18 protein-coding genes are annotated in these 17,467 nt (G+C 37.8%); 6 read left to right on the forward strand and 12 right to left on the reverse strand.

The window, feature by feature from the left end; all coding sequences use genetic code 11:
* Window positions 1–74: 74 nt before the first annotated feature.
* Window positions 75–362: a zinc ribbon domain-containing protein gene (locus C1721_RS03920; protein ID WP_102407241.1), complete on the reverse strand. Its 288-nt coding sequence runs from the start codon at window positions 360–362 to the stop codon at window positions 75–77.
* Between the two features lie 11 nt (window positions 363–373).
* On the reverse strand, window positions 374–868 hold the full coding sequence (locus C1721_RS03925; RefSeq protein ID WP_102409227.1) for a GNAT family N-acetyltransferase: 495 nt from the start codon (window positions 866–868) through the stop codon (window positions 374–376).
* Window positions 869–991: 123 nt separating this feature from the next.
* Here C1721_RS03925 and C1721_RS03930 point away from each other — a divergent pair, with 123 nt between their 5' ends.
* Complete coding sequence (locus tag C1721_RS03930; RefSeq protein WP_102407242.1) at window positions 992–2,218, forward strand: MFS transporter; 1,227 nt, start codon at window positions 992–994, stop codon at window positions 2,216–2,218.
* A 101-nt stretch (window positions 2,219–2,319) separates the two neighbouring features.
* Here the strand turns inward: C1721_RS03930 and C1721_RS03935 are convergent, their stop codons facing one another.
* The 4 genes from C1721_RS03935 to C1721_RS03950 all read right to left on the reverse strand — a co-directional run bounded on the left by C1721_RS03935 (window position 2,320) and on the right by C1721_RS03950 (window position 4,838).
* Entirely contained in the window at window positions 2,320–3,246 is a 927-nt protein-coding gene (locus C1721_RS03935) for a carbohydrate kinase family protein (protein ID WP_102407243.1), read from the reverse strand.
* Between the two features lie 104 nt (window positions 3,247–3,350).
* Window positions 3,351–4,106, reverse strand: a complete 756-nt coding sequence (locus C1721_RS03940) for a biotin--[acetyl-CoA-carboxylase] ligase (protein ID WP_102407244.1) — start codon at window positions 4,104–4,106, stop codon at window positions 3,351–3,353.
* Window positions 4,099–4,452 (reverse strand): MmcQ/YjbR family DNA-binding protein, encoded by a 354-nt coding sequence (locus tag C1721_RS03945; protein ID WP_102407245.1) that lies wholly within the window; start codon window positions 4,450–4,452, stop codon window positions 4,099–4,101. Before C1721_RS03945 ends, C1721_RS03940 begins: the two co-directional genes overlap by 8 nt.
* Window positions 4,453–4,472: 20 nt before the next feature.
* A complete protein-coding gene (locus tag C1721_RS03950; protein WP_102407246.1) occupies window positions 4,473–4,838 on the reverse strand; it encodes a YraN family protein in 366 nt (121 codons plus the stop codon).
* Window positions 4,839–4,907: 69 nt separating this feature from the next.
* Here C1721_RS03950 and C1721_RS03955 point away from each other — a divergent pair, with 69 nt between their 5' ends.
* Both C1721_RS03955 and C1721_RS03960 read left to right on the forward strand, forming a co-directional pair.
* A complete protein-coding gene (locus C1721_RS03955) occupies window positions 4,908–5,135 on the forward strand; it encodes a hypothetical protein (protein ID WP_102407247.1) in 228 nt (75 codons plus the stop codon).
* Window positions 5,132–5,572, forward strand: coding sequence for a nucleoside deaminase (locus tag C1721_RS03960; RefSeq protein WP_102407248.1), 441 nt, complete (start codon window positions 5,132–5,134; stop codon window positions 5,570–5,572). Before C1721_RS03955 ends, C1721_RS03960 begins: the two co-directional genes overlap by 4 nt.
* A gap of 25 nt (window positions 5,573–5,597) precedes the next feature.
* On the opposite strand, the gene C1721_RS03965 is transcribed toward C1721_RS03960, so the two are convergent.
* The 6 genes from C1721_RS03965 to uvrA all read right to left on the reverse strand — a co-directional run bounded on the left by C1721_RS03965 (window position 5,598) and on the right by uvrA (window position 13,838).
* Window positions 5,598–5,858, reverse strand: coding sequence for a DUF4834 family protein (locus C1721_RS03965; RefSeq protein ID WP_102407249.1), 261 nt, complete (start codon window positions 5,856–5,858; stop codon window positions 5,598–5,600).
* Window positions 5,859–5,911: 53 nt separating this feature from the next.
* Window positions 5,912–6,613: a CDP-alcohol phosphatidyltransferase family protein gene (locus C1721_RS03970; RefSeq protein ID WP_102407250.1), complete on the reverse strand. Its 702-nt coding sequence runs from the start codon at window positions 6,611–6,613 to the stop codon at window positions 5,912–5,914.
* An 11-nt stretch (window positions 6,614–6,624) separates the two neighbouring features.
* Window positions 6,625–7,296, reverse strand: coding sequence for a phosphatidylserine decarboxylase family protein (locus C1721_RS03975; protein ID WP_102407251.1), 672 nt, complete (start codon window positions 7,294–7,296; stop codon window positions 6,625–6,627).
* Between the two features lie 73 nt (window positions 7,297–7,369).
* Window positions 7,370–10,615, reverse strand: coding sequence for a UvrD-helicase domain-containing protein (locus C1721_RS03980; RefSeq protein ID WP_102407252.1), 3,246 nt, complete (start codon window positions 10,613–10,615; stop codon window positions 7,370–7,372).
* Between the two features lie 8 nt (window positions 10,616–10,623).
* On the reverse strand, window positions 10,624–10,968 hold the full coding sequence (locus tag C1721_RS03985; protein ID WP_102407253.1) for a translation initiation factor: 345 nt from the start codon (window positions 10,966–10,968) through the stop codon (window positions 10,624–10,626).
* Window positions 10,969–11,024: 56 nt separating this feature from the next.
* Entirely contained in the window at window positions 11,025–13,838 is a 2,814-nt protein-coding gene (uvrA, locus tag C1721_RS03990) for an excinuclease ABC subunit UvrA (protein WP_102407254.1), read from the reverse strand.
* 158 nt (window positions 13,839–13,996) lie between these two features.
* Between uvrA and C1721_RS03995 the strand changes: the two genes are divergently transcribed.
* The 3 genes from C1721_RS03995 to C1721_RS04005 all read left to right on the forward strand — a co-directional run bounded on the left by C1721_RS03995 (window position 13,997) and on the right by C1721_RS04005 (window position 17,443).
* Window positions 13,997–15,526, forward strand: coding sequence for a glycoside hydrolase family 10-like protein (locus C1721_RS03995; RefSeq protein ID WP_102407255.1), 1,530 nt, complete (start codon window positions 13,997–13,999; stop codon window positions 15,524–15,526).
* Window positions 15,527–15,541: 15 nt separating this feature from the next.
* The gene (locus tag C1721_RS04000; protein ID WP_102407256.1) at window positions 15,542–16,393 is read left to right on the forward strand and encodes a helix-turn-helix domain-containing protein; all 852 of its coding nucleotides are present in this window, start codon (window positions 15,542–15,544) and stop codon (window positions 16,391–16,393) included.
* Between the two features lie 126 nt (window positions 16,394–16,519).
* Window positions 16,520–17,443 carry a DUF5119 domain-containing protein gene (locus C1721_RS04005; protein ID WP_102407257.1) on the forward strand — a complete coding sequence of 308 codons (924 nt, stop codon included), beginning with the start codon at window positions 16,520–16,522 and terminating at the stop codon, window positions 17,441–17,443.
* Window positions 17,444–17,467 lie beyond the last annotated feature (24 nt).

Here is a 17,467-nt window from a genome sequence, read left to right on the forward strand (position 1 = left end):
GATTTGTAAAAATGATCGGGATGTTCTTGTATTCCATAATAAAGATAATATCACACCTTCACAATGCTGTAATACTATTTTGTCTTTCCAGAAACAGGCATCCAACGTTTCAGCTTAGGGAATTCAACTTTCATCATTGCAATAGCTTCCTCTTTTGAAAAAGGATGCTCACTATCTTTATTAAATTCTCCAAGAAACTGAATACAATGATTTATCATTTCATCCATTGTATAATCCTGAACGAACTTACCTTGCTGATAGCAATATGTACAATAATCATTGTTTTTACTACCGTCCGCATTTGTGCCAAACAACTCATCCGAAGTCATCGGCATTCCACAACTCTGACAAAAATTTTCCATAATTATTTCTATTATTCATTTATAACTTTCTGGAACGCCAATCTTTCGGTCCCATTATCAATAAATATAATACCACATGGAACGAAACCATGTTTTTTCAAGATATTCTGCATAACAATATTATCACGATGAGTATCAATCCTGATATTATGGCATTTACTAAAACTCCACTTCAAACATTCGGAAGATATTCCTTTTTGTTTTCCATTGGATGCCATACGATGAATAACCGCATAAGGTTCATCATTCAGCCACTCACCGTCATAAATATGCAGATATGTATGGTCCACGCCTTCTATATAACAGAAAGTACCTACAATTTCGCCTTCATCATCTTCACAAACATAACTATGGCCTTTTTCTATTTCACTAGTTATAAGTTCTACAGAAGGGTAACCATTTATCCATTGATTTCCATTACCATGTCCGGCCATAAAATCCCTGGCATAATCATAGATTTTCATTACAAAATCTATATCTTCCAATTTTGTTTGTCTGATATTCATATCCGATATCATAAAAGCAATTAATATTTGTACCTATTTACATTAAGGTGAAAGCAAATATACAGACTTTATAATTACTTTTGTAAAACTATAATATTAATAAACTAATTACATAAATAAATTATGAAAAAGCAAACCTCTTTTTCGAAAGAGCAAATACGTTATGCTGTCTTAACTTTTTTCCTTGCGCAAGGGTTATGTTTTTCAAGTTGGGCTAGTCGCATACCGGATATTAAGGAAGTCTTTGAAGTCAATTATGCATTCTATTGGGGATTAGTATTATTCTTAATCCCTGTAGGTAAATTTATAGCTATTCCTTTAGCCGGCTACCTGGTATCAAAACTAGGAAGCCGTATAATGGTACAAGTAAGCATTTTAGGGTACGCCCTATCGCTATTTGCTATCGGAACCGCATTTAATATCTATATGTTAGGGGCTTTTCTTTTCTGTTTTGGTGTCTTTTGGAATCTCTGTGATATATCATTAAACACACAAGGCATTGGCATTGAACGCCTCTATGGCCGTACTATCATGGCTTCTTTTCACGGAGGTTGGAGTTTGGCAGCATGTTTCGGAGCGTTAATCGGATTTATTATGATTATTTCCGACATACCTCCATTCTGGCATTTTTCGTTAATCGCCGGCATTATCCTGTTAATCATTTTATTTGGCAGGAAATATTTGCAGGATGATGTAGAACCGGAAGCACAAATAGAACAAGAAGATAAAAAAGAATCTCCCGCGTTAATGAGTTTTCTAAAAAAGCCGGAAATACTTTTAATACAATTAGGTATTGTAGGACTTTTTGCCCTTGTAGTAGAAAGCGCAATGTTTGACTGGAGTGGTATTTATTTTGAGTCGGTACTGCAAGTCCCCAAATCTTTGCAAATAGGTTTCCTGGTATTTATGGTAATGATGACTGCAGGACGTTTCTTAACAAATTATGCTTATCATATTCTTGGCAAACAACGAGTATTACAGTTAGCCGGGACATTAATTTTCTTTGGTTTTTTCATCTCGGCTTTGCTCGTCAGCCCATTTGAGTCTATGGTTATTAAGGTTATCATCAATTCATTCGGTTTTATGTTAGTAGGCTTAGGTATCTCCTGCATGGTACCTACGATATATAGTCTGGTCGGTGCAAAATCTAAAACACCGGTTGGTATAGCCCTAACAATCTTATCAAGTATTAGCTTTATAGGTTCTTTGGTCGCCCCGTTATTAATTGGAGCTATATCTCAAGCCTTCAATATGAAATATGCTTACGTGGTAGTTGGAGTACTAGGACTTTGTATTTTAATAATGACAACATTCTGCAAAGCCTTTAAAGTTGAAGAACCCAAAGAATAATATATGATTAGTCGGAATACAACCATGCTAATATGGTTTGTATTCCGACTAAAGTCTCTTTTTCGAATAAATCCCGAAAAGATAAATATGTTAACAAGAAATTAATTTCGACTTGAACCGAAAGTCACATTCATATCCGGCAATCTCTGTTCTGCCGTTTCCATACAATAAACGACATCTTTCTTTGTACCTGTAAACGGTCCGCTTCTCTCTATTTTCAATGTAGACATGGCTGCTGCAAAACGTCCGGCATCCTCCATACTGACACCTTTGGCACGTTGATATAAATAACCGGTCATATAAGTATCTCCGCAACCTGTAGCATCTACTATATCTTTTGGTTTATAAGCCGGAATTCTATGGAAATCTTTACCATCATATATAACAGACCCCATACTTCCTAAAGTTATCAAAACTTCTTTTACGCCCCAGGCATAAAGCTGCTTAGCGGCATTAGTAACGTCTGTATAGCCTGTCAATACTTCCATTTCATGCTCATTTGCTTTCAGGAAATGGATATACTTCAAAGCTTCTGTTTTTTCAACCCAATCAATAGCGTAAACTTTAGAATCTCTGACTTCACGTAAATAACCCTGTGAATCTGCAGAAACAAGTCCTTTCTGAGATAAATATTTAATTACATCTAAAGAAAAATCATCAGCCAGCAAACTACCCAAATGAAATATCCGTGCATTAATATCTTGCAAATAATCCACAGTAAATGGATCAGCTTTAGCTAAAACGCGCTGTTTTCTATTGTCTTGGTTTTCTCCGTAGATGTTTTCAAAATACACAGAGTATTTACTCGGCATTACAGCCACGTCTACTCCTTCTGCACGAAGTTCATGGACTGTTTTCATCTCAGACTCAGCCAACGCAGTTACAAGCGCGTAATCAATATCGTCAAAATGTTTGATAGCATGAGAAAAATAGAAAGATGTTCCTCCCGGCATATAAACCGTCTTTTTCGGAGTTACTATTTTATCCAGCGTAATATGTCCTACGCAACAAAGATCATGTATATTCATTCGTATTTTACCTTTATAAAGGTAGCAAAGGTAGTGAAAATCAGTTATTCCACGTATCGTTAGCAGTCATTATTTATGATTTAATCAATATTATTAAAAATCAATCATTTAGGAAAGCTATAACTGACTTCTTTAAAAGCATAGCGTCTTAAGCATCCATCCTGTAACTGAAGAATGAGATGGCCGGTTAATTCTATATCGTATATGCAAGCTTCAAAAGTTCCGTTTTCATCAGTAAAAGGGAAAAATCCGTCTTTCCGATAAAGGGCAGAACGGTATGCGTCACGAATATCGTTTTGTTTATCTTGCAACAATAAAAGATAGTAATTATAGAAAATATGCAGAAAACGGTCAAGCAGTTCTTCTTTGTCTATCTCTTTTCCGATAATTTGACATAAAGAGACGGGATTAGGTGCATCACTAAAAAAGACTGCCTGATTGACATTGATGCCTATACCAATAATAGAGCAATACATATTATGTCCGGACAAATCGTTTTCAATCAACATTCCGCATATTTTCTTATCTTTCCAGTAAATATCATTAGGCCATTTAACAGCAACATCATTTGTATAGGCTTCTAAAGTTTCTTTTACACTTAATGAAGTAATCTGAGAAATAAGAAATTGACGGTTTGCCGGGATACAATCAGGATATAAGACAATACTAAATGTCAAATTTTTCCCCGTTTCAGATTCCCAGACATTACCTATCTGTCCACGACCTGCAGTTTGTGTTTGCGCGACGACTACACTACCCTCCGGTAAAGATTCTTTAAAAAGCAATTGGCGAAGATAGCTATTTGTAGATGTTATTTCTTCCAATCGGATTATTCGGGGAGATGCTTCAACATTATTCATTATATAAATCTCTTATTTTCTTTGGGAGTTTAGCTATCACTTCTCGATAAGAATGATGTATCCAGTGCTTAATATCCTCATCTTCCATATCTCTCTCCAGATAAATCGTATTCCAATATTTTTTATTGAAATGCCACGCCGGCTCTACCGCCTTATAACGGTCACGAAGTTCATCTATATAGTCCGTATTACATTTAAGAGATACACACGGTTCACTGGCATCCAGAGGTAACAATAAAAACATTTTACCTTCCACCTTAAAAACCAAAGAAACATCATCGAAAGGTAAACATTCGGTTACGTTTCTCAACGATAAGCAATATTCTCTGACATTCTCTATATTCATAGTTTTTTTATTTATCGGTATTAACGGCAAGGAGCATAAAAAGCATCGTCTATATGTTCTATCTTATAACCGTCATTCGTTTTAATCAATGTGATGATATCAAATCGTACAGGTAAATCAATATTGTAATTACGGACATAGGCATCAGCAGCAGCTACAATACGACGGATCTTTGCCTTATCAACAGCGTCTTCGGGAGCGAGTAAACAGTCTTCAGAACGAGTTTTTACTTCCACTATCACCAGTTCACTGTCTTTAGTAGCAATAATATCTAATTCGTAATGGTGCCAATGCCAATTGGTTTGCAATACTGCATAACCTTGTTTTATAAGAAAATCGCGGGCAAAAGTTTCCCCGTCTTTACCTGTATCGTTTCGTTCCGCCATCTGATTAATTTGCACAAATATAGCTATTTTCTTTTTTATTTAAGCTTTCACTTGTACATTTGCAAATGTATGAAACAGATACGTAAATATTCAGCACCTCAGCCGAACCATCCGCGTGTTCATAAAGTAACGTTTATGCTCAATGACGACGAGCATAAAACGATATCGCGTTATCTATCTAAATACAAAATTGGAAACAAATCCCGTTGGTACAGGGAAACTATATTATCCCATATTCTTAAAACGCTGGAAGAAGATTACCCTACACTTTTCAACGAAAACGAAATGCGCCGATGAATCCTTTTGATGATACATATTTCATGAAACAAGCTCTAAAAGAAGCTCATATCGCAAGTGAAGAAGGCGAAGTGCCGGTTGGAGCGGTTATAGTCTGCAATAATCAGATTATAGCCCGCGCACACAATCAGACAGAACGGCTAAATGACCCAACAGCACACGCTGAAATGCTGGCAATAACAGCTGCAGTGGAAGCATTAGGCGCTAAATATTTAACAGGGTGTACTCTTTACGTTACAGTAGAACCTTGCATTATGTGTGCCGGAGCTATAGGATGGGCACAGTTAAGTACAATTGTATATGGTGCTTCCGATGAAAAAAAAGGGTATCAACAATATGCGCCAAAAGCATTTCATCCGAAGGCTATTGTAAAGAAAGGGATATTAAAAGAAGAGTGTGCTGCAGAAATGACATCATTTTTTAAACAACGGCGCTAACAACAAATATTTCTTTGGATATAAACTATTTCACTTCCTCATAGTCTACATATTCCCCTTCATCTTTTGGAAAAATTTTCTTTCTATGCTGAGTTCTACCCTCATCATTGGAATATCTATCGCTTGCAGTTGTACGACTTGAATTAGACCGACGACGTTGCTCTGTTGTCTTATTGCTGCTTCCACTGCCAAAGAAGATATTTTTAAAAGTACGCAAAATAGAGAAGCCCATCAAAAAGACCAGCAGTATAAAGAAGAAGAATATTACAAACAAAAATTTAAACATAACCTGATTCTTAGTTGGTTTATTAACACAAACACAAAGATAAGAAATCTTGTTTATCTCTTACTGTTAAAAATAGACAAGATGATATAGAGGAGGATAGTTCCTGATATACCCAGAAATCCCCAAAGAACAACAAATAGGATAGCACAAGCGACCAAAATATAACGCAACTCATTACCTTTCCATGAAATGGATTTGATTTTCAAAGAAAACATCGGTATCTCCGACACCAACAACAAGGAGGTACAAATAGATAATAATATCGCTACAACAGCAAACACACATTCGTTAATATGTATAATTGGCAATACGGAATAACAGGCAGAAGCCCAGAATAAAGCATGAGCAGGAACAGGCAAACCTATAAAAGAGGTCGTTTGACGCTCATCTATATTGAACTTGGCAAGCCGTAAACCGGACAAAGCTGGAATGACAAAAGCCAGATAAGGTACATATTCGTTAACAGAGCCCAATGGCAAATCCGGACTTATCTGCCGGAGCAACCAAAATAGCATCATTCCCGGTGCAACACCAAAACTAACCATATCTGCTAATGAATCCAATTCCTTTCCTAAAGGAGAATAGGCTTTCAGCAGGCGAGCCGCAAACCCATCACAAAAATCGAACACGGCAGCGATAATAATCCAGATTGCAGCTAACAATAAGTTCCCTTCCAGTGCCATAACACAGGATATGCAACCAGACACCAGGCTCAGGCTGGTAATTGTATTGGGTATATACTTTTTGATGTTCATTCTTTGGTGTATTATCCGTTATATTTACCTAAACGGGCGATAGGGGTTTGGTTTCCTGTTACTTTCTGATCCATTTCCACCAAAACCTCAGTTTCTACAGGCAAATAGACATCTACACGCGAACCAAACTTGATAAATCCCATCTGTTCGTCGACATGACATTTATCTCCCGGTTTTGCATAAGTAACAATACGTCTAGCCATTGCTCCGGCAATCTGACGAGCCAAGACATCAACCCCTTGTTTGGTTGTGATAACCACAGCCGAACGTTCGTTTTCCGTACTACTTTTAGGTAAATAAGCCGCCATAAAACGGCCATTTTGATGAGAAACATGTTTTACAGTTCCATTTACTGGAAACCAATTGGCATGCACATTAAAAATGGACATAAAGATGGATATCTGTAAACACTTTTCGTGCAATATTTCATTTTCTAAAACCTCTTCAATAGCTACGATTGTACCATCAGCCGGGGCAATCACCAATCCTTCCGAATCATAGGGGAAACGACGGAACGGACTACGAAAAAAATTCAATACTAATAAAAAGAATATAGTAGAAACCAAAGCAACTGAATAGAATAACGCACCTTTTCCCACAGTATGATATAGCGTAACATTCACAATAAACAATATTGTAAATAATGTCAGCAATAAACCTGTTCCTTCTTTATGTACTTTCATCCTTAAAATTACTTTGTTTTAGAATAAGAATCTGCAAAAATATTCATTTTTACGGAATATCAAAAATATATCACTATTCATTGACAGCTTCTATTTTATTCAATTCAACATACCATAAGAAACCTTTCACTTCATTATATCCCATCCGGCGGATCAAATCCAGATAGGTTCTTACTTGATTATGATAGCGTTTGTCTTGTACCTCTCCAAATTTATAATCAACAACCGTTACGCCGTTTTCTCCGATCATGACCCGGTCCGGACGTTTAGACAATCCTTTACTAAAGAGGATATCCACTTCATTTAGCACGCGGAACGAACCATCATACCATGGAGAAACTTCCGGAAGGTCCAACAATTCCGACAATTTACTATATAAAGCTTCCGCTTCATCTTTATCTACAATACCTGCCAAACGATAATTATCCACAGAAATAGCAATATCACTCTTCGTTCTGATACGACTTAAGATTTCATGCATTAGTGCTCCATGCTTACGCCGTTCGTCATCAAAGAAAAACCCTTTTCCATGTAAACGCAATTGCAAACGCTCGTCGGAGGAAACAGAGCGAATGTGCTTCATTGCGACTTCTTCTATATCCGCCTCTTTATTTACGTCTGCATTAGGATGCCACCAATCTCCAAGTTCAAATATTCCGGATTGGGTATCAAAAGAAACAGGCAGATTCATTAAAGATTCTCCTTCACGTGTTGTATCAATATAGGTATTTAAACCTGCCCATAACAAGTCACTTATCGAAGTAATTTTTTCTACACATCCACTCTTTTCATTTACCTTTTTGGGACGAGGAGATAAGACTATAAGTTCTTCCTTTGCTCTGGTAAAGGCCACGTATAATGTATTAAGATTATCAATAAACGCATGTAGCCGTTCCTTAAAATAGTCTTTTGCAAAAATAGTATTACCCAATGCTGCACTATATCGAACCGGAACTAAATGCAACCGGTCAAAAGGACTTTGATTTGGATGACACCATAAAATAACCGGTTTTATTGGTTTATGGTCAATCTCCCAATCACCAAAAGGAAGTATAACGGCCTTAAAACCTAAGCCTTTAGATTTATGAATCGTTAAAATACGAATCGCATTCTGACCATCCGGTGTTGCTATTGTCTTCTTATAACCTGTTTCATCCCACCATTTCAGAAAACGGCTTAAATCAGGGCTTTCTTTTTGGCTGTATTCCGAAACCATATCTCCAAAAGCCTGGACAAATACATGTTCATTTTCAGGAAACTGTTTAGCAAACAGGCGAAATAAGCCTTCTGTTATTTCATATAACGACTGACGGGAGAATCCAAGCAATTCCTGCCTCATCTCCGGTGAAAAAGATAAGTTCATCGAACCTTTCGTCTCTTCTTGCCAGTCACCCAACAAGGTAATATAAGAGAAAACTGCCATTTGTTCATTGGTCAAATCATCCGGATTTTTCAGAAAACGTAGCAACGCCACCATAAAACGAACTACCGGAGAACTGCTTATAAATAACGCATCATCTGAAATAATATCATATTTATAACAGCTCGAAGGATTTGCTTCTTTGCACGACAATAATGTATTAGCCACCATTGCTCCTTCCTGATTAGTACGAACAAGAATTGCTATGTCTTTTAAAGCATAACCATTATCCTGCAATTGCTCCAATAACCCCGGTAAACGCCCTAATACCTCCTCTTTCCAGTCTTTATCATCATCTCCTGACAGGAACTCAACTTTTACATGTCCGTCTTTTTCCTGAAAAACAGGAGGGACTTGCTGAAAGCTTCTTGCATAAGCAGACATTATTTTTGTCAAATATCCCGAACGTTCCTCGTCTTTTAAGGAAGAAACTTCCAGCGATTCATTATAAAAATGCTGCAACAATTCCGGAGCGATTGTAAACAAAGCATTATTAAACTCTACAATATTACGGCAACTACGCCAGTTTTCTTTTAAAGTATCTTCTATTACTTCTTCTTGTATGAAATCGTTTTGTACTTGTTCATCTAATAACTTCCAATCAGAATTACGGAAACGATAGATACTTTGTTTTACATCCCCTACTATCAAATTCGCATGCCTGTGAGACAGGCTTTCCTGGATAAGCGGACGGAAATTCTTCCACTGCATGCCGCTGGTATCCTGGAATTCATCTATCATATAGTGATCCACATTCGTACCCGTCTTTTCATAAATGAACGGAGCATCACTACCATCTATTATTTTATTCAACAGTTCCGTAGTATCAGCTATTAACATCACATTTTTATCTTCCCGATAAGCCGCTATCTGTCTTGACACATCAGCAAGGATACCTAATGTATAGTAATAACGGATAATTTCTTTTGCAGTATTATATGCTGTTAAATTCGAAAAAAGGGCAACAATCCCTTTAATGCAATCATTCAGACCGGCATCAAATACACAACCAATAACCTGTCGCAAGGATTGTGGCGTTGTTTTTGTAAAACATCCGTCCAAATTATCGGCCATCCCCATAAAAGTAGCAGAAGGTTCTTTCATCTCTCCGTTTGCCAATTTCTCCAGACAGAAAAGAGAAGAACGGCTTCCTCCCTTAAAATCGGAAGGCTGAAGTCCATATTGTTTAAGTAAACGAATCCCTTGTTCACCCAAATATTTCGCCTCCTTTTCCACAGAATGAATAATTGCGAATAAATCATCTTTATACTCTTCCAGCGAATGCTTATCCTCGATATCTCTACTCACTTCATCATTGAAAACTTTATAGCTTTCCTTAAAAACCTCTCGACTTAATGCCATTATATCACGCCGGAGATTCCATTCGCCCCCATTCTCAATTTTCTCCTCTGCAAACCGGAGTAACCATCCCAACAAATCCTTACTTTCAGGTTTCTCCAAGTCTGTCAATAATTTATCTATGGATTCGGTCAGCACCAGCTCCTGATCCATCTCTATACCATATCCTCCTTGTAAACCGATTTCACGAGTAAAAGCTCGCATTGTTTGTTGAAAGAAGCGATCTATCGTACTGATATTAAATGCAGAATAATCATGAAGAATGGTAATTAATATTTGTTGTGCCCGACTACGAACCTGCAACTCCGTCAAAGAATAATGAGACATTAGCTGACTCAGATAATCTGTTTTTCTATTTGATGCCAGATTGTAAAGCTCTTCTACAATACGACTCTTCATCTCATCTGTAGCTTTATTAGTAAAAGTTACAGCCAGAATACGACGATACGCCCCGGAATGTGCAAAAAGCAACAGAAGGTATTCCCCTGTCAATTTATGTGTTTTCCCTGCCCCGGCAGAAGCTCTATAGATTGTCAGCATATTGAATATTATATAATGCGACTTTTCGTATACCCTTCCTTCTGAAGGATATCCAGCACTTTGTTACGCAAGTCTCCTTGAATAACAATTTCACCTTCTTTGGCAGAACCACCTACACCGCATTTCACTTTAAGAAACTTTCCCAACACCGCCAAATCTTCTGCGGAGCCAACAAAACCCGTTATTAAAGTTACAGCTTTTCCTGCCCGGTTACGTTTATCCAAAGAAATTCGCAATTGTTGCTTTTCCTTCGCTAAAGTCTCTTTTTCATCTTCTTCGTCTGTGTTATATTGAAAGTCCGGATTGGTGGAATACATAACTCCCAAACGATTCTTCCAGTCATTGCTCTTCATATATATTACTTTATTAGGTCAAAACCAAAGATTATATAAACGTTACCAATATCAAATTACTTACAAACAGTTTCTGAAACTATTTCCAGTTTTTCCCTTAAATATTTACCCGTATACGATTTCTTACAAGTAATTATTTCTTCCGGAGTACCCGCACAGACCAGATATCCGCCGTCCTTTCCTCCTTCCGGTCCCAAATCTATCACGTAATCAGCACATTTAATAACATCCATATTGTGCTCGACAATAACCACAGTATGTCCTTTTTCAATTAAGGCATTAAAGGCTTTCAGTAATGTCTTAATATCATGGAAATGTAATCCCGTCGTAGGTTCATCAAAGACGAACAAAGCCGGTTGTTGTTTCTCTTGTCCTAAATAATACGCCAATTTCACACGTTGGTTTTCACCTCCAGATAATGTGGAAGAAGTTTGTCCCAATTTGATATACCCTAATCCGACATCCTGAAGAGGTTTTAATCTTTTGACAATTTTCTTTTCTTGGGCTGACGGAGATTGTTCAAAAAATTCGATTGCCTGATTAACGGTCATCTCTAATACATCATATATATTAGCTCCTCTATATTCCACATCCAAAACCTCCGCTTTAAAACGCTTACCATGACAGGCTTCGCATTCTAAAGTTATATCTGCCATAAACTGCATTTCCACAGTAATCTTTCCTTCACCTTTACACTCTTCACAACGCCCACCTTCTTTATTAAAGGAAAAGTAAGCGGAGCTATATCCCATCTGCTTAGATAAAGGCTGATCGGCAAACAACTTACGGATTTCGTCATAAGCACCGATATAAGTCACCGGATTGGAACGTGAGCTCTTGCCTATCGAATTTTGATCTACAAATTCAATAGCACTGATCATCTGCATATCACCTTCCAGACCAGAGCAATCCACCATTAAGCGTGCGGCATCGTCCAGATAATGCTTTACACCTTCGTAAAATATATCACGAACCAACGAACTCTTACCGGAACCACTTACTCCTGATACGACAGTCATAACATTCAACGGAAACTTTACATCTATTCCTTTCAGATTGTTCTTTCGGGCACCTTTTACACTTATATAATTATTCCAAAGACGACGGAACGGCGGTACTTCTATCTGGTCTTCTCCCGTCAGATAACGAACTGTATAACTATCACTATTCATTTTCAAATTATTCACAGCTCCTTGATACACAACTTCCCCACCCAGACGTCCGGCTTTAGGGCCAATATCTATAATATAATCTGCGGCACGTATAATTTCCTCATCGTGCTCAACAACTACCACTGTATTACCCAGCGCCTGTAATTGACGTAACACATTTATCAACAAGCCTGTATCACGGGAATGAAGTCCTATACTCGGTTCATCCAATATATAAAGAGAACCAACCAAACTACTGCCTAAAGATGTCGCCAGATTAATACGCTGACTCTCTCCACCGGAAAGTGAAGATGACAAACGATCTAAGGTAAGATATCCCAACCCTACATCCACAAGAAATTGCAAACGACTATTTATTTCAGTCAATAATCGTTTGGACACAGCCATTTCCGTTTCATTCAGTTGTAAATTATCAAAAAAAGCCTTTGCCTCAGTAATAGGAAGAGTTACCAACTGGGCAATATTTTTTCCTCCTATCTGTACATACAAAGCCTCCGGTTTTAACCGGGACCCTTTACAAACCGGACAAACCGTCTTTCCACGATATCGGGCTTGCATCACCCTATATTGTATCTTATATAAGTTTTCTTCCACAAACTTAAAAAAATCATCTATACCATGTAATCCGGGAGCACCATGCCAAAGAAGATCTTTTTCTTTATCGGTCAAATCATAGTAAGGACGGTGAATAGGAAATTTATATTTTTCGCTCTTAGCAACAAAATCTTTCAGCCATTCGCTCATCACTTCACCTTTCCAACATACAACAGCTCCTTGATATACCGATAAGCTTTTATCCGGTACTACCAGGTTTTCATCAATACCCAGTACCTTTCCAAAGCCTTCACAAACAGGACAAGCCCCTAAAGGATTATTAAAGCTAAACATCATGTCTGTAGGTTCTTCAAAAACGATACCATCCATCTCAAACTTCTTTGAAAATTCTTTTGTTATCGTCCCTTCTTCTGCATAAATACGCACAATACACATCCCATGACCTTCAAAAAAGGCTGTTTCGGCAGAATCTGCCAGACGGCTTTTCAAAGTCTTATCAGCCGAAACCGTCAATCGGTCTATCAGCAATTCTATAACCGGAGAAGCAAGCAGTGCTTCATCTTCCATTACATCAGCGATACGATACACCTTATCATCTATAGACAAACGGGTATAGCCTTCTTTCTGAAGAATCTCTAATTGTGCTTTCATGCTCCGTCCGTCAAGAAGAACAACCGGTGCATATACAGCAAACCGCGTGCCTTCCGGATAAGCCATTATAGCTTTTACGATATCACTTACCTGATGTTTTTTTACTTCTTCACCGGAAACAGGAGAGATTGTTTTCCCGATCCGGGCATACAGTAAACGAAGATATTCATATATCTCTGTTGAAGTTCCTACTGTAGACCGGGGATTACGCGTATTTACTTTTTGTTCTATAGCGATAGCCGGTGGAATTCCCTTAATATAGTCACATTCCGGCTTACTCATTCGTCCCAAAAACTGACGGGCGTATGCAGAAAGACTTTCTACGTATCTTCTTTGCCCCTCAGCATACAAAGTATCAAAAGCCAATGAAGACTTTCCACTGCCGGACAAACCGGTTATTACCACCAATTTATCCCTCGGAATTTCTACATCAATATTCTTTAGATTATTAACACGTGCGCCTTTTATAAATATAGAATTGCTCTCAGACATAATATACTATTTCCCTTTTTCTTAGATATGCAAATGTATGAAAGTAATACCGTTTAGGCAAGTAATCAATAAGTATTCACATTAGAAGTCGCCAAAGCTTTTGTTTTTAAAAGATATTCATGTATTTTTGTTGAGATTTCACACATAAAACAAATACAATGTATATTAAATATCTTCGCCTGCTGTTGCCGGCGTTATTATTCATAATCACTTCATGCTCTACTACACGGAAAGTTTCCCAACAAATTCCGGAAAATAAAGAAATAAAAAGGGAGTTTCGCGGAGCTTGGATACAAACAGCTTTCCAGGGAGAATATAAAGACATGACTCCGACAGAGATGAAGAAAGATTTCATTCGCAAACTTAATTATCTGCAAACATGTGGCATAAATGCGATTGTCTTTCAGGTTCGTCCGGAAGCAGACGCCTTCTATAAATCGGGAATAGAACCGTGGAGCCGTTTCTACACCGGAGAACAAGGGAAAGCCCCTGCCGGCAATTTTGATGTAATGGAGTTTCTTGTCAAAGAATGTCATAAGCGAAACATGGAATTCCACGCATGGCTGAACCCATACCGTGCCAGTACAGCCGGAAACACGAAGTTTGCAGATTCACATATTTATCATAAACATCCGGAATGGTTTTTAACCTATAATAAGCAAATACTGTTTGATCCCGGACTACCGGAAAGCCGTCAATTCATTTGCCGTGTCGTTCGCGACATTGTTACCCGCTATGATGTAGATGCCATTCACATGGATGATTATTTCTACCCTTACCCCGTTCCGGGAGTTCCTTTTCCGGATGATAACAGTTTCAATAAATACGGATTACACAAAGGCTACACAGAAGCACAGCGTGGGGATTGGCGCAGAGAAAACGTAAACAAACTAATAAAAGAACTCAAACGTACTATCTTATTAACAAAACCCTGGGTACGTTTCGGCATCAGTCCTTTTGGTATTTATAGAAATAAGAAAAGCACTCCTGACAAATCCGGCAGCGAAACCAACGGCTTACAGAATTACGACGACTTATATGCGGATGTAACCCATTGGGTTAAAGAAGGCTGGATAGATTACAACATTCCACAGATATATTGGGAGATCGGACATCCTGCAGCAGACTACATCACCTTAATTAAATGGTGGAACAAAAATGCGAACGGAGGTCATTTATACATTGGGCAAGATGTCGCCCGAACAATGAAAGCAAACGAATTAACCCGGAAAATGCGTTATGAAAGAGCATTATCACAAGTTAAAGGTAATTGTTTTTGGCCTGCTAATGAGATATTATGGAACAACAATGGGATTGTTGACAGTTTAAAGCTCAATTATCATCGTTATCCGGCTTTAATTCCAGCTTATACCCACATGCACAACCGTGCTCCCGAAGAGGTAAAAAAACTTAAAGCTGAATGGACTCCACAAGGTTATATACTCCATTGGCAGGCTGAACAAAGTGAAACAAATCCGGAACTTGCGTCTTATTTTGTGATCTATCGTTTTGATGATAAAGAACCGACTGATTTAAACAATCCTGCTAAAATTGCAGCTATTACGCGCCAAACGAATTATTTGTTACCTTATAATAATGGTAAACGCAAATATCGCTATGTAGTAACAGCCGTAGATCGTTTCCACAACGAAACAAAAAAAGGGAGAAGTAAAAAAGTTAAACTCTAAATTCCTCATGTAAATATGTCCGACCAAAGATGGACCAAATTCACGGACTGTTCGTCGTGCAAATCTTGTCAGATGAATGTATTTAAGTATCGTGCATACCCTAGAGGAATGTTGATACCTCAAGCACGATGTATGCAAAACACCATATATTTCCTTATTTCCGGTAAAGTAAAGGTGAATAGCGAAGAACATCCTAATACAATATTTTGTAGCGGAGAATTCATTTTGCAGCCAATCGGATCACGCGTTGAATTTCAAATCATAGAATCTTGCGAATGCATTCTCTATTTATTTGAGCGTCCTCTTAATATCTGTGAAGACCGTTTCCATAACGGAGAAGTTCTAGCTGCAAACAGTTACATTCAGCCTGTCATAATGCATGTTTGTGCTCCTTTAGTTCTATTTTTAGAAAGCATGAAAAGGTATCTGGAGGACGATATGTTATGCGCAACTTTCCTTCAGGCCAAACGTTCAGAACTGGTATACATACTAAATTGCTACTACCCACTAAAAGAACTTGCTTCCTTTTACGCGCCTATATACCGATACAGTAAAAGTTTCGAGTATTTTGTAATGCAAAACTATCTGAAAGTAAAAGATGTTGAATCATTCGCACAATTGGGTGGTTATAGCGTTCCAACATTCAGGCGTATATTTAAGGAGACCTTTGGCGAACCCGCTTATCAATGGATGATCAAAAAGAAATGCCAAGACATACATAACGATCTCACCACTACCACCCAAAGTATCTCCGAAATTTGCTATAAATACGGATTCGAATCATTAGCTAACTTTTCACATTTCTGTCGGACCAATTTTGGAAAATCGCCAAGGCTCATACGCAATGAAATGATTGAAAACTTATAAAAATCAACACATATCGCAGATTTTACAACTTATTGAGCAGAATAAACAATTTACCTCTTTCTTAAATAGAATACTTTTGAGCACTGATTAGGGAGAATATATAAAATAACACAAAATTTGTCCTAAATGTACTCAAGAACAAAAGTCATATTACATGTATTTGCCATCATCTTCGGATTAGCGTGGGTGATGATAGAATGCAGTTGTGAAGGAGATACGGACAAAGAATCTTCGCAGGCAAATCTCTCTTATTCGATCAAATTGGATAAAACTCTTGCCAATTACCCGGAACCCAAAAAACTTCGCTACTGTTTCTATCCTACCAACGGAGGGCCTATGCTTCGTACAGATGGAGACGCTAACAATTTCAAAATCACTTTACCTGCAGATAAATACAATATATTGGTATTTAATTGTGATGCAGCCAATATAGAATTTAAAAATCTTGAAAGTTTCGATGAAGCAGAAGCCAGATTAATTACTGCCAAAGCGACCAAAGCAACGGACAACAATATAAATCCGGGAACTCCGCTATATGGTTTAGTTATACACGATTTGGAAATAGAACCAGGGCAAAACATACAAGAAGTTATACAACCCGCTCCGTTAGTAAAAGAAATATCTTTCAACATAAATATTGATGGTTCCGAATATATTAGCAAGTGCAATGGTAGTTTATCCGGTGTAGCTGCGGCTTTAAACCTTAGTAAACAACAGGTAATGCCGGATAAACCCGCTATTGTCAACATTGAAACCACTCTTACCGACAAAGGCATAAAAGGAAGTGCTCTGATTTTAGGTATTGCCACACAAACAGAAGAAGGCGGACAAGAACAACCAACTTTTTCCACCAATCAACTGACATTAAATTTCACATTGACCGACGGTTCAACCTTTACAACCACAACCGATCTGGGACATGATTTATCAGACAAACAGCAGCCGGACATACATGTAGACATGGATGCAACAATAAGTCTGGCTCCTACTTTTACTGTCACTATCAACAGCTGGAAGATAGCGTCAGGTGACAGCATGATAATTAAATAAACACACAAGCATATTAACATTAAA

Source organism: Parabacteroides bouchesdurhonensis, from assembly GCF_900186615.1.
Classification (GTDB): domain Bacteria; phylum Bacteroidota; class Bacteroidia; order Bacteroidales; family Tannerellaceae; genus Parabacteroides; species Parabacteroides bouchesdurhonensis.

Excerpts from the sequence above, each read along its gene's own strand:
- C1721_RS04005 (WP_102407257.1), top strand. The coding sequence starts at position 16,520 with ATGTACTCAAGAACAAAAGTCATATTACATGTATTTGCCATCATCTTC.
- C1721_RS03960 (WP_102407248.1), top strand. The coding sequence starts at position 5,132 with ATGAATCCTTTTGATGATACATATTTCATGAAACAAGCTCTAAAAGAA.
- C1721_RS03970 (WP_102407250.1), bottom strand. The coding sequence starts at position 6,613 with ATGAACATCAAAAAGTATATACCCAATACAATTACCAGCCTGAGCCTG.
- C1721_RS03985 (WP_102407253.1), bottom strand. The coding sequence starts at position 10,968 with ATGAAGAGCAATGACTGGAAGAATCGTTTGGGAGTTATGTATTCCACC.
- C1721_RS03920 (WP_102407241.1), bottom strand. The coding sequence starts at position 362 with ATGGAAAATTTTTGTCAGAGTTGTGGAATGCCGATGACTTCGGATGAG.
- C1721_RS03980 (WP_102407252.1), bottom strand. The coding sequence starts at position 10,615 with ATGCTGACAATCTATAGAGCTTCTGCCGGGGCAGGGAAAACACATAAA.
- C1721_RS03995 (WP_102407255.1), top strand. The coding sequence starts at position 13,997 with ATGTATATTAAATATCTTCGCCTGCTGTTGCCGGCGTTATTATTCATA.
- C1721_RS03955 (WP_102407247.1), top strand. The coding sequence starts at position 4,908 with ATGAAACAGATACGTAAATATTCAGCACCTCAGCCGAACCATCCGCGT.
- C1721_RS03925 (WP_102409227.1), bottom strand. The coding sequence starts at position 868 with ATGAATATCAGACAAACAAAATTGGAAGATATAGATTTTGTAATGAAA.
- C1721_RS03950 (WP_102407246.1), bottom strand. The coding sequence starts at position 4,838 with ATGGCGGAACGAAACGATACAGGTAAAGACGGGGAAACTTTTGCCCGC.
- C1721_RS04000 (WP_102407256.1), top strand. The coding sequence starts at position 15,542 with ATGTCCGACCAAAGATGGACCAAATTCACGGACTGTTCGTCGTGCAAA.
- C1721_RS03930 (WP_102407242.1), top strand. The coding sequence starts at position 992 with ATGAAAAAGCAAACCTCTTTTTCGAAAGAGCAAATACGTTATGCTGTC.
- C1721_RS03975 (WP_102407251.1), bottom strand. The coding sequence starts at position 7,296 with ATGAAAGTACATAAAGAAGGAACAGGTTTATTGCTGACATTATTTACA.
- C1721_RS03965 (WP_102407249.1), bottom strand. The coding sequence starts at position 5,858 with ATGTTTAAATTTTTGTTTGTAATATTCTTCTTCTTTATACTGCTGGTC.
- C1721_RS03940 (WP_102407244.1), bottom strand. The coding sequence starts at position 4,106 with ATGAATAATGTTGAAGCATCTCCCCGAATAATCCGATTGGAAGAAATA.
- C1721_RS03945 (WP_102407245.1), bottom strand. The coding sequence starts at position 4,452 with ATGAATATAGAGAATGTCAGAGAATATTGCTTATCGTTGAGAAACGTA.
- C1721_RS03935 (WP_102407243.1), bottom strand. The coding sequence starts at position 3,246 with ATGAATATACATGATCTTTGTTGCGTAGGACATATTACGCTGGATAAA.
- uvrA (WP_102407254.1), bottom strand. The coding sequence starts at position 13,838 with ATGTCTGAGAGCAATTCTATATTTATAAAAGGCGCACGTGTTAATAAT.